At 40.3% G+C, this 11,244-nt stretch carries 12 protein-coding genes; 8 read left to right on the forward strand and 4 right to left on the reverse strand.

Annotated elements, in window-relative coordinates:
- Positions 1–53: 53 nt before the first annotated feature.
- A complete protein-coding gene (locus tag L2764_RS13755) occupies positions 54–617 on the reverse strand; it encodes a recombinase family protein (protein ID WP_248940828.1) in 564 nt (187 codons plus the stop codon).
- A gap of 135 nt (positions 618–752) precedes the next feature.
- Between L2764_RS13755 and L2764_RS13760 the strand changes: the two genes are divergently transcribed.
- The 4 genes from L2764_RS13760 to L2764_RS13775 all read left to right on the forward strand — a co-directional run bounded on the left by L2764_RS13760 (position 753) and on the right by L2764_RS13775 (position 5,115).
- Complete coding sequence (locus L2764_RS13760) at positions 753–1,460, forward strand: hypothetical protein (RefSeq protein WP_248940829.1); 708 nt, start codon at positions 753–755, stop codon at positions 1,458–1,460.
- A gap of 178 nt (positions 1,461–1,638) precedes the next feature.
- The gene (locus L2764_RS13765; protein ID WP_248940830.1) at positions 1,639–2,268 is read left to right on the forward strand and encodes a TnsA endonuclease N-terminal domain-containing protein; all 630 of its coding nucleotides are present in this window, start codon (positions 1,639–1,641) and stop codon (positions 2,266–2,268) included.
- Positions 2,261–4,114 (forward strand): TnsB C-terminal domain-containing protein, encoded by a 1,854-nt coding sequence (locus tag L2764_RS13770; protein WP_248940831.1) that lies wholly within the window; start codon positions 2,261–2,263, stop codon positions 4,112–4,114. Before L2764_RS13765 ends, L2764_RS13770 begins: the two co-directional genes overlap by 8 nt.
- 2 nt (positions 4,115–4,116) lie before the next feature.
- Positions 4,117–5,115, forward strand: a complete 999-nt coding sequence (locus L2764_RS13775; protein ID WP_248940832.1) for a TniB family NTP-binding protein — start codon at positions 4,117–4,119, stop codon at positions 5,113–5,115.
- Between the two features lie 52 nt (positions 5,116–5,167).
- Here the strand turns inward: L2764_RS13775 and L2764_RS13780 are convergent, their stop codons facing one another.
- A complete protein-coding gene (locus L2764_RS13780; RefSeq protein WP_248940833.1) occupies positions 5,168–6,568 on the reverse strand; it encodes a DEAD/DEAH box helicase in 1,401 nt (466 codons plus the stop codon).
- Positions 6,565–7,113: a VspR family transcription factor gene (locus tag L2764_RS13785; RefSeq protein ID WP_248940834.1), complete on the reverse strand. Its 549-nt coding sequence runs from the start codon at positions 7,111–7,113 to the stop codon at positions 6,565–6,567. Before L2764_RS13785 ends, L2764_RS13780 begins: the two co-directional genes overlap by 4 nt.
- 233 nt (positions 7,114–7,346) lie before the next feature.
- Here L2764_RS13785 and L2764_RS13790 point away from each other — a divergent pair, with 233 nt between their 5' ends.
- A complete protein-coding gene (locus L2764_RS13790) occupies positions 7,347–7,667 on the forward strand; it encodes a helix-turn-helix domain-containing protein (protein WP_248940835.1) in 321 nt (106 codons plus the stop codon).
- Positions 7,668–7,777: 110 nt separating this feature from the next.
- Complete coding sequence (locus L2764_RS13795; protein ID WP_248940840.1) at positions 7,778–8,251, forward strand: peroxiredoxin; 474 nt, start codon at positions 7,778–7,780, stop codon at positions 8,249–8,251.
- 155 nt (positions 8,252–8,406) lie between these two features.
- Here the strand turns inward: L2764_RS13795 and L2764_RS13800 are convergent, their stop codons facing one another.
- Positions 8,407–8,916 carry a DUF4262 domain-containing protein gene (locus tag L2764_RS13800; protein ID WP_248940836.1) on the reverse strand — a complete coding sequence of 170 codons (510 nt, stop codon included), beginning with the start codon at positions 8,914–8,916 and terminating at the stop codon, positions 8,407–8,409.
- Positions 8,917–9,130: 214 nt separating this feature from the next.
- Here L2764_RS13800 and L2764_RS13805 point away from each other — a divergent pair, with 214 nt between their 5' ends.
- Complete coding sequence (locus L2764_RS13805) at positions 9,131–10,294, forward strand: hypothetical protein (RefSeq protein WP_248940837.1); 1,164 nt, start codon at positions 9,131–9,133, stop codon at positions 10,292–10,294.
- Positions 10,276–11,163, forward strand: a complete 888-nt coding sequence (locus tag L2764_RS13810) for an AHH domain-containing protein (RefSeq protein WP_248940838.1) — start codon at positions 10,276–10,278, stop codon at positions 11,161–11,163. The genes L2764_RS13805 and L2764_RS13810 overlap by 19 nt, the downstream gene beginning before the upstream one ends.
- Positions 11,164–11,244: the final 81 nt, after the last annotated feature.

An 11,244-nucleotide genomic window follows, 5' to 3' on the forward strand; every position in this document is an offset into this window, starting at 1 on the left:
TCTAATCAATATCTGGTTTCCCCTAGACCTAGTGCTAAGCTATTTCTGTCCAGCTATAGCTTAGTTGGCTGCTGAGCACGAAGAGTCTTGTAAACACTATTCCGTGACACTTTTAGCTCACGCGCGATGGCTGAAATTGAATAGTGCTTGAGGTATAGTGAGTCGATTTCCTCTTTTATCTTGTTTGAAAGGGGCTTTCTTCCTTTATATTTTCCAGCTGCCTTTGCGGCGTTTATTCCTTCAATTTGACGTTCTCGACGTATATTAAGCTCAAATTCTGCAAATACTGCCAACATGTCTAAAAAAGCTTTGCCTGATGCGGTATCAGTCGTAATGGATTGCTCTAAAGCCGACAGTTGAATATCGTTTTCTCTTAGGCTGATGACTAAATTTTGTAAGTCGAGAACTGAGCGTGCGATCCGGTCAATTCTGGTGATAACCAAGGTATCGCCAGCCCTCAAATATTTGTTTAATTCGATAAAGCCATTGCGTTTAGTATTTGATCCCGTTGCGGTATCGGAGAAAATTTTAGTACATCCAGCATCGGTTAACTTTTGAATTTGAATATCTAAAGATTGATCTGCAGTGGAAACCCTTGCATAGCCTATTTTACTCATAACATTTGTTCAATTAGCTTCTAGACTTTATGAACATAGTGTTGATTTTTCAATTTATCGACTTTAAATGAACAAAAATAACATGAGTCAAAATTGTTCATTTGAAGAGAACCCCAGTTGAATATAGGAGGTGATGTGAATTTTAGAGATCCTGAGCTTGTGCTTGTTAAACACTTTCGTGGTGAAATGAAATCATTTTTTCAGGTGAGTGGCTTGAATGGGCAAGAGTTAATACTCCGTGATGTCGAGAGCGGTGGGAGGTTTTCTTTTTTAAAAAAGGACATTGAAACTTTTTTGAGAAATGGCAAATTAAAAGCAATGTCAGTCAATGAATTACCTTCATGTATCTTGGATAATCCATTGAGTAGGAGAAAGGCTATCCCAAAAACAAGCGGTGATGATCTGGGATCTAAACAAATGGAAAGACGGTATCAATATGTGAAAGGTGTTATTGACATCGGACTGCCTGCATACACAGAGAAATGGTTATCCCCCTACATTAAAAATCGAGCGGTTGAAATTGGGGATGATCATCCCCCTGGTTGGCGATCATTAGCTGGCTGGATGAAGTTGTATATAGAAAGTGGTTGGGAGAAGAAATCACTTTTACCACGGCATAAATTAAGCGGTAATAGGCAGCCTAAATTGCATTTAGAAGTCGGAGCATTGCTAGATTCGATTGTACTTGAATACACGTATAAGCATGTGAACATTAGGTATATGAAAGCGTATCATGATTTTCTTGAACGCTTGGAAGCGTTGAATAAAAAGCGTGAAACTGACGGATTAATTGGGCTTCAACCGTGCAGTTATAATGCGCTAAGGAGACGATTTAAAGCATAGCTGTTTGGTATAGTTAACAGCATATATACTAAATATATACTGTTAATAAAACCATTAAAAACAAGGTATTGATATTTTTAGTAGATAAAGCACTATAAATTTATACTTTTGCATAAATTACACATAAGTCTGCATAGTGTAGTGTTCATTTGTAATTAAACAACATTCGAGTGTGTTTATGTACCAACGAAACATAAAACACTCTCGCGTGAAGAACCTCTTTAAGTTTGCCAGTCTAAAGAATCGTGCTTCGTTGACGCTAGAGTCTTCATTAGAATTTGATGCCTGCTTTCATTTTGAATACAGCAAGTCAATATCCGCCTTTAAGGCGCAGCCAGTAGGTTTTCGCTACCAGTATTATGGTAAGTGCCTTCCTTATACTCCTGATTTTTGGGTCTCCACTACTAATGGTAAGCAGACCTACTATGAGGTCAAGTGTTCAAAAGAGGCTAGCGATCCTGAAGTAAACCAAAGGCTTAGGTATAAGCAGCAATCCTGTATTGAACTTGGTATAGAGCTAAAGTTGATTACCGAGCGTCAGCTGCACAAAGGCCCATTGCTTAATAATCTCAAACTACTTCATCGATATGCAGGTGAATCGAAATACCATGTTCAGTTTGAGTCGATAATATTATTAGTGAGTAAGCTGGGTGTGGTGACGATACGTGAGTTACTTAACAAATCGGAATTTACTCAAGGAGAACTGAATAAGCATGTATTAACCGGAGCATCTCAAGGCTTATTGCTGTTTGACTTAGGAGCAAAACCTTTTGGCCTAGATACTGAACTATCTACTGCTTATGTATGACGATTCCGACCTATTTAGGGATGAAATTGATGAGTTAGATGAACTTGATTTAGAGTGCCTAGCAAATGACAAGGCTGAAGCTATTTCGGTTACCGTTCATGCTAGTAAATCTTTGGAAATGTATGATGGTTCTATCCAGTATGAAACGAAGAAACGGTTGTACTATATCAGGTTCATTGAGAAACGTATTGATGGAGGCTGGACCCAGAAGAATATAGAGCCACTGCTGGCAGAGCTGACTTCCTTTGATGACGATCCTAAGCCAAAATGGCGTGCTGTGGCTGCTTGGTATAGTAAGTTGAGAAGATCTGATTTTTGTGTAACCGCACTTATTCCCTCCCATGCAAAAAAAGGTAACAGAACCATTAAAAACAGCAATGGTGATTTCTACTTTAATAAAGCATTGGAAGATAAGTGTTTGCGCCGAGAGCGTCCAAGTGTAGCAACGACTTACCGTTATTACTGCGATCTTATTCGATTAGAAAACAGCCGCTTAGTCTTTGGAGAAATTAAACCCCTTTCTTATACTGGTTTTAATGCTCGCATCAAACGTTTAGAGCCCTATGATGTCGACTTATTGCGTTTTGGACGTAGCTACGTCCAAAAAAAATACAAATTAGGTGATAAGTTTTCCGAGCCAACCAGTGTAATGGAGCGAGTCGAGATTGATCATACTGTACTGGATTTAACTGTATTGATGGAAGATAACCATACTGTGATTGGTCGACCAACAATTACTGCACTAGTTGATTGCTACAGTAGTTGTGTTGTGGGCTTTTACGTCAGTTTTCATGAGCCTAGTTATCTATCTATCCGAGCAGCGTTAATCAATTCTATGCTCAGCAAAGACAGTATAAAAGAGAGGTTTCCTAGTATTAAAGCAGAATGGCCTTGTCATGGAAAAATCGAACTTTTAGTCGTTGATAATGGGGCTGAGTTTTGGGGGGATTCGTTAGAATCTGCTTGTAAGGAACTTGGCATTAACACGAGCTATAATCCCGTTGGTAAACCTTGGAAAAAACCCAAAATAGAGCGATTCTTTAGAACGTTAAACACTGAGTTTATAGATCCGTTTCCTGGTAAAAACTTTAGAAGCACAGACGCTAAAAGAGATTACCAACCAGATAAAGAAGCTACCTTAAGTTTTAGTGTGTTTAATGAGCTATTGCATAAGTGGATTATTGAGGTTTATAACCACAAAGCAGATGCTCGAAAAACACGAGTGCCAATTGCCAAATGGTATGAAGGAATGTCTGTTTACCCACCTAATCAATACAAGGGGGATGATAAAGATCAGTTGTGCGCAAAACTTGGGATCTTAGAAACACGTTCTATTTCAAAAGATGGGGTACCGTTTCTGCACTTACGTTATGATTCTCAAGAGTTATTGGATTATCGAAAATACAGACCGATTGCATCTAGGCGAGGTTTGAAAGTTGATATAAAAATAAATCCTCATGATTTAAGCTTTGTTTATGTATATTTAGAACAGCAATGCTATTACCTAAAGGTACCCGCTAGGGACCCAGATGGCTATACCGTTGGCCTTACATTAACCCAGCATAAGGTCAACATTAAAAACAAACGCCAAAAAGTAATGGACTCAGAAAATTCGAACTCTCTTGCGCAAAGCCGATTAGAAATTGACCAAATGGTTAATCAAGCATTAGCGAAAAAACAAAAGCAGAAAGGGATGAAAAAGCTCGCTAAATATCAAGGTATAGACAGTAATAATTCAATACCAATAGAGACCTCACAAGCTATAGCAGCAATTAAGCCCCCTAAGAAGCAAAGCGATAGCATTGATATCTTAGATTGGGATAGCAATGACATAGAGGTGTTTTAAGTATGGATATCATGGCTGCGGCAATACAGTTTTCCCAGTGCTATATAGAACATCCTTATGTTAAAAGAATAATGACTGAGCTTGATAAGTTAAGAGCTCAGCGTCTGCTCTCAAAAGATCAGCAATGCATCTTAATCACTGGTGAGGCAGGAACAGGAAAAAGTGCACTGATTGACCATTATAAAGTCAAGGATGTGGCAACTAATAAAAGCACTAAAATGACGCCAGTATTATTAACTTGCATCTCAGCTAAGCGTGATTTAGATAGCACCTTAATTCAGATGCTTCATGATTTGGAGTTATTTGGTGCCAGTCAATATAAGCGCAGAGGTTTTGCTACAAACTTAGAGCAGAAGTTAGTTAATGCTTTAAAACGCGCTCAGGTTGAGCTAATGATTATTAATGAGTTTCAAGAGATCCTTGAATACAAAAGTATGCAAGAACGCCAAGCTATTGGTAACTCTCTTAAATACATAAGTGAGGAGGCTCAAGTCCCCATTGCATTTGTCGGAATGCCTTGGGCAGCGCAAATTTGTGAAGATCCACAATGGGCATCTCGGCTTATTCGTAGACGAAAATTAACGCACTTCTGTTTTAAAGATATTGATAAAAGGCGTTATTATCTTTCGTATTTAAAGGGGCTCGCAAGCCGTATGCCCTTTGCATCACCGCCAGATTTAGCTTCTCCTCCTATCGCAATCCCTTTGTTTGCAGCAACTAATGGCGAAAATCGTTTTATAAAGGAATTATTAAAAGAGGCTTTAATGATTGCATTACAACAACAGGATGACACTATAAAGTTAGTGCACTTGAGTGTGGCCTACGCATTAATAGTGCCTGATCAGCCTAACGTGTTTGAATTTCCTTTGGACCTATTGCAACTTAAAGAGATTGAAAGTCCATCTCGTATAAACTTTGATATGAATACCGTTGAACAACTTATTATCGGGCCCAAGTATACTAAGCCAATCGCAATCAGTGATATTTTGAGTTTGAAGTGATAGATGCAATAACTAGCTTACAAAAGACCTTAATCTAACTTAAAACATTAGCTCAATTATTGGCTAAATGAACATCAAACATCTTGACTATTTGTTCTTTGAAACCACCTATTAATGTCAAGTTGTAGTGATTTTCCTCTTCAATATCGGCCAGTTTTTGCTGTGGTAATTGAGTCGGCTCATTTAATAGATGTAAGTCAATACTGGGCTGGTTATGCTCGGTATATAATGGTGGGGTTGTTTGTCGTGTCTCTAAATTAATTGAGAGTTCTTGAGGTGCGTTTTGTTTTATAACAACGGCAGCATCAGGTAAATCTTGTTGAATACGATAGGCAAAAGCCGAGAGTGTTTTTTCCGCTAAGGTGAATAGCCAAGCTTGTTGTTTTTCATCTGCACTCACGCGCAATATTCGACCCAACACTTGACGGTAATGCATCTCAGTTTTAATGAGACTTAAGTGACAACATACTTGTAGTCTCGGAATGTCAGTTCCTTCAGAAATCATGCCGACACTTACTATCCATTGGATTTGGCTATGCCTAAAGGAAGCAATTACTTGGGTGGGGTGTTTCAGTTGTGAGGTAACAATACAAGCGCTCTGATTTAACTCTGTGGTTAATATATGCAAGATGAGTTTAGCATGGGTAATGGAAGCCGCGACGATTAAACCGCCAGCTTGAGAGTTAGACAACCTGATGTCTGAGAGCTTATTTATGCCTTGTCTCAGGATATAACGTATAATTTGTGGATGTGTAATGAGTGCTTGATAGCTTAATAGTGAGTGTTCCAGTAATTCTGATATCGATGAAAAAACATCCGTTATTTCATTGGTTTTTACTTGAATCTTATCATTGTCAATGAGCACAACATTAGGGCTCCGACATATGTTGTCTTTTACAGCATGCTGTAATCCATAAATAAAATCACAATGAATGGTATTATCGGGTTCGGTAAATTTGGATAAAACAATAGGTGCTTTGTCCGATCGCCAAGGCGTGCCAGAAAGTGCTAAGGTATAGGCGGCATTCTCTTGAATGTTAAGCAGTACTTCTTCTCCCCATGCGTTGGCATTACTCAGCTCTGTGCCTTTAAGGTGATGTACTTCATCCATAATGACCAAGACCTTATGAGTTTTTAATAGCATCCAAAACTCAGGCGTTAGTGAAGGCATAAATTGATAAGTATAGACACTGCCTATAGCCCCCATTAATCCATCAAAACGCTTGTGTAGTCGTTGAGTAAACGTGCGTTGAATGCTTTCATTCACTTCTGATGACGGTGAGAAACAGAACACAAAATCAACTTTCCCTATTTCAATCAACCTTGCTGCTAGCTCTGCTGCCATGACAGTTTTTCCTGCCCCTGGCGTGGCTAAACACATAAAGTGTTTTTGCGTTTGATATAAGTGCAGCGCGCTTTCTACACACGTTTGCTGCCATGCCCTTAATTTCATGATGGCAAGCCTTGAAGTTCATTCAAACAAACTTCTATGGCTTTAATTCTACCGACTAAAGTGGAGCTTTGGTTTCTTGCTTGCATGTATTTAGGGTAGAGCGATGATTTAGCGTAAGGATATTCTTCAAAAAGTCGTTTAAATTCTTCGGCTTCACCAATACTACTCAACAGATCAACTTGATATTGATTAAGCGTGGTTTTCAGTTTGGTGTGAGCACTCGTCGTCGTTGGAGTAGGTGTTGAGGAGGGAGTCATATTCATTTTCTGGCCTTTGCGTGGTTGACTAGCAACGAGGTGAGCTGGATTAAATAAGGTTGTTTTTGAAAAAATATGTGTTTGTTTTTTGGAAGCTGTATGTGGCTTCTTATCGATAAACCCAGCCTGATGTAATCGCCTTAAGCCACGGTAGACTAATTGGCCTGTTTCTTTTGTATTTGCCAGAGGTAAGGCTTTAATACACATGTTTTTCAGTTGAATAGCTGTAAAATTTTTAAGATTTTTATCCTGTAAAATATTCAGCAGTGTTTCATTTATTGGGATCATTGATGAGGTCAAAATATTTACCAATTGTTATTAATTTCAATATGTAATGTGCCACTCCATGACAATTTATAAAGTATCAATACTTGTTTTTTTGCTTCGCTATTCGTTAGTTTCTCGTTTGATCTTGTTTAAAACTTGACAAGAGAACCTAAAAAGCTAAGGATTCCTTAGTATACCTTAAGTGAAAAAACGAAGACAATCTAAGTTATCTAGGATCAAATAATGACAAATACGTGGCGGATAAACTTACCAACCCATTGCCTTTTAGGCTTAAACAAGCAAGAACTGCCTTGGGGATCAGCCAGAAGCAGCTGGGCCTTCAGCTAGGTATGGATCCTGGTACTGCGAGTACGCGCATGAATCAATATGAAAAAGGTAAGCATACACCTGATTTTTATACCTTAAAGGCAATAGCCGATGAGTTAGGTGTGCCTGTGGCTTACTTTTTTTGTGAGTCAGAAACCACGGCAAAATTGCTATACCTACTTGAGAGCATGGATGAAGATAAGAAAACAGCTTTACTTAATAAATTGTCTTCAGAAAAAGAGGAGTAGTGTCATTTTTTGAATGCTTCAGTGGTGGTTTCTTGTATGCTAAGCTGCTTATATTAGTTCCTGATATTCGCTTTTTCAGTCCATTAATCCACAAGTTGAGTACAAGTATAATGATCGCAACAGGCCAAAAACTTCCCCAATCTACCTTAAGTGAACTCACCAAGGACGGCATGGTTAACCATGACGTGGCTGAGTTATTTGCCAATAAGAAAGTTGTTTTATTTGCCGTTCCAGGTGCCTTTACTCCAACATGCTCAGAGTCTCATTTACCCGGTTTTGTGGTGCTCGCCGATGAGTTTAAAGCCAAAGGCGTCGATATCATTGCTTGTGTGTCAGTCAACGATGCCTTCGTTATGAAAGCGTGGGGAGCAGCACAAAATGCATCAGAGTTAATGATGCTAGCAGATGGTGATGCCAGTTTTACTAGAGCATTAGGGCTCGAGATGGATACCGCTGGTTTCGGCGGCGTACGCTCACAGCGTTACGCTATGGTGATAGACAATGGCGTGATCAGCACGCTTAATGTTGAAGCGCCAAAATCATTTGAAGTCAGTAAAGCAGAAGTGATCTTAGCGGGGCTGTAAGCGAGAGATCCCTGTTAGATAGAGCAAATAGTGAGTAGAACAGTAAGCGCCGGAGTGGCGCTTTTTTTGTGGTTGGTTGTGCTTGCTGTCTATAACTCTTCATTTTTTAATAGTAAGAAAAGCGAGGCTGCGTAGTCTGAGCATTTAGGACTGCTTTAGTGCCTCGTATCGATAACCCAAGGGTTAAAGTAATGCTGATAACAAGCTTTATTATAACCTTCTTCGTTCGGGTATAAACCTTGGTCATTTTGCCAAAGCACTTGCACCACTTCAGGTGAATATAGCTTCTGGTATTGTGGGTGAGTGCGATAAAAATCCATATTATGGCTGAACATGGACTCACCGTTATAGATGACATTAAATTTTAATATAAGGGGCTTGCCGTTATCGTATTCAAACAAATCATCTCTGGTGTTGAGGTTGACGCCGTTTTTGAGCCAGTCTTTACCTATTTTCGATAGAATGATTTTATTGGTTTCTAAGTCTCTGGATGAGATCAATAAATCCGGTAAGCCATGGGCGCACATTCCAAAGGTCACGGTATGCTCGTCATTGGGATGACCGAAGCAAAATCCATCTCGTTCTATGTATTCAATTGTTTGTTGATCGTTAGTCGCTATATCGACTGTTCCTCTTTCAGGTGTGTCACTGCTCCATTTTTCCATCGTCTATCCCTTTACGGCTGGTGTCTTTTGCGCGCCAATTTAGCGCATTACTGACTCGCTTTCTACCCTTAAGTTGTGAAAACATGCCCATAACAGGAAAATAAATCCCTTTTCTTATTAATGGATTGTGGTAAATTAACCGCTCTTAGGGAAGGACGATCAGTTTTAAGTAAAGACGTACTTAAAGAAAGACAATCAAGGAATAGGAAGTCGTATGTCAGGGAAGATAGTGTCACTCCATCAATTGATGGAGTATGAAGCGTTAAGCATTGAAACAGATTTTTCTTATTTCAGAGACACCGACTTAAAGGCTTTCTTAAGCACGGGTGAGTCCTTATCTAGCCTTAAAAGCGCCCTCTCTCGCGGTGAAAAACTCTTACTCCTCGATAAACCCCGATCGGCCATGTTTATTATGGGCTTCCCCGATGTAGAACTCAGCCAAGAAGACAAAATTCGGGCGATGATTAATGAGTTCAAAAAAATGCAAATTAGGCTCGTCAATCCTGCGGTAAACCATGACTATCCGATCGATGTCATTAAGGCCATCGATAACCGTTTAGGCACAGCCAGCGGCGGGATTAATATTGGCGGCATGACGTATCAAAACCCGTCGTCTGACAGCTTACACCCAGCTCTACCAATGAAGCCTCTCATTAAAGAACCTGTCATTAATGATCCGCCGCCAAAGCCGCCTAAATCTAACATCGCCCCCAGCTTCGGCATGGCCCCCAATCGGCTTATTTTTAAATTGGTGTATGACGATAAAGAACAAACCAAGGCGGCTAACGTGCCTTATACCGTCATCATGGAGGACGGTAAAAATACCCAAATCACCGGCACGCTGGATAAATCAGGCAAGGCGGAAGTCCAACCGAATACTAACCACGCGGCCTACATTTTATTTGGCGATGAAGCCTTAGCGGTTGAAGCACAAAATAAGCTCGACCAAGCCTATAGCAAGCTCGATACCGCGATCACTAACAGTGCCAAACAAAGCGCCCAAAATGCTTTTGATACACTCAATAAGCAGCAAAAGGTGCCAGTGACGCAGGCTTTTAGTGAGGCCGTGAATAACAAACTCGCCGAAATGAATAACCAGAGTCAGTCTTTCAATAATCAATCTTTTTTAAGCCAGTCATGGGACATGGTGAAGGCCACTCAAGCGGGTGTGTCTAATGGCGTTAACGAATACTTGCCGGATTTAGGCGACTTTGGTGATCTGCTTGATGCCGCCGACATTAACATCACCATGCTGATTGAGGCCATCGTGACGGGGGATGTCGATGCATTAGAAGACAAATTTCAAGCTTGGAAAGAGCGCGGTAAACAAGGCATGTGGGAAGCCACTGAAACCATGGAATGCTCATTCTATTGCTAAGCGACACTCAAGGTCGTGAACTCATTGCCAGTTTACCGGCGCGTATGTTGGCGGCTTTGCCGCCAGACAAAGTGGTCGAGATGAGCGCTTATCATGCCACTCAATTGGGTATGGATACGGCAGTAGTGAGTGGTGGCACTGCATTAGGCACGCTTGCGGGGGGAGTCGGTGGCCCTATGGCTTGTGCATCACTCTTACTTGCTGCCAATGGCCGCAGAGCGGGCAAAGTACTGGAAGAAACCGTTGAAGTACTAGGGGAGATGAAAGACGCCCTTAAAGTCGTGCGCAACAAACATGACAAACCCCAACTGTATAAAAAAGATCACTCCATCCCTAATGATCAACCGGATCTCAATACCCGCACCTTTGTGACGCCTTTAAGGGAAAAGAACAGCAATAAAAAACAAGATGACGAGGATGATAAAACCTACAAATGTGACTGGAAAGATTGTAAGGGAAAGCATAAGAAAAAAATTAAATATCCAGATAATGGCAAACTAAAACATAGTAGTAATTATGCGAAAAAATGGGTTGGTGCAGGTTTAGAACCTTGGGTGCTTTATGGGGCAGGTATAGATAGCAAAGCAACTCGGGAAGATTACCTTTCTGGAACAAAAAAACTCGATGACGTCAATAAAGCTGTAAGCCTAAAACATCCTGAATATCCAACACAGAAACACCATTTGATTTCGGTAAAACTGTTTAAAGGTTACCCGTCTCTCGCTAACAACGCAAAGTTATCAAATTACGACGTAAACCATCCTAAAAATGGTGTATGTTTACCAGCCTTTAGATTTGATATTGCCCAGCATGGACTTCAATGCCATCGTGGTAATCATACCAGGGCGGGAGCATACTTTGTCGGATAATTAACCAAAGAAAACTTTTGCCCTGTAATCATCGTCCCAACTCGCCTTTTTTAGCTTATTTCGCTGACTTGGCGCACCGCA

It is taken from the genome of Shewanella surugensis, from assembly GCF_023284005.1.
Classification (GTDB): domain Bacteria; phylum Pseudomonadota; class Gammaproteobacteria; order Enterobacterales; family Shewanellaceae; genus Shewanella; species Shewanella surugensis.

Bases quoted from the DNA above. Each gene is read 5' to 3' on its own strand.
- L2764_RS13770 (WP_248940831.1), top strand. From the start codon at position 2,261: ATGTATGACGATTCCGACCTATTTAGGGATGAAATTGATGAGTTAGAT.
- L2764_RS13775 (WP_248940832.1), top strand. From the start codon at position 4,117: ATGGATATCATGGCTGCGGCAATACAGTTTTCCCAGTGCTATATAGAA.
- L2764_RS13785 (WP_248940834.1), bottom strand. From the start codon at position 7,113: ATGATCCCAATAAATGAAACACTGCTGAATATTTTACAGGATAAAAAT.
- L2764_RS13810 (WP_248940838.1), top strand. From the start codon at position 10,276: ATGCTCATTCTATTGCTAAGCGACACTCAAGGTCGTGAACTCATTGCC.
- L2764_RS13795 (WP_248940840.1), top strand. From the start codon at position 7,778: ATGATCGCAACAGGCCAAAAACTTCCCCAATCTACCTTAAGTGAACTC.
- L2764_RS13765 (WP_248940830.1), top strand. From the start codon at position 1,639: ATGTACCAACGAAACATAAAACACTCTCGCGTGAAGAACCTCTTTAAG.
- L2764_RS13805 (WP_248940837.1), top strand. From the start codon at position 9,131: ATGTCAGGGAAGATAGTGTCACTCCATCAATTGATGGAGTATGAAGCG.
- L2764_RS13780 (WP_248940833.1), bottom strand. From the start codon at position 6,568: ATGAAATTAAGGGCATGGCAGCAAACGTGTGTAGAAAGCGCGCTGCAC.
- L2764_RS13800 (WP_248940836.1), bottom strand. From the start codon at position 8,916: ATGGAAAAATGGAGCAGTGACACACCTGAAAGAGGAACAGTCGATATA.
- L2764_RS13755 (WP_248940828.1), bottom strand. From the start codon at position 617: ATGAGTAAAATAGGCTATGCAAGGGTTTCCACTGCAGATCAATCTTTA.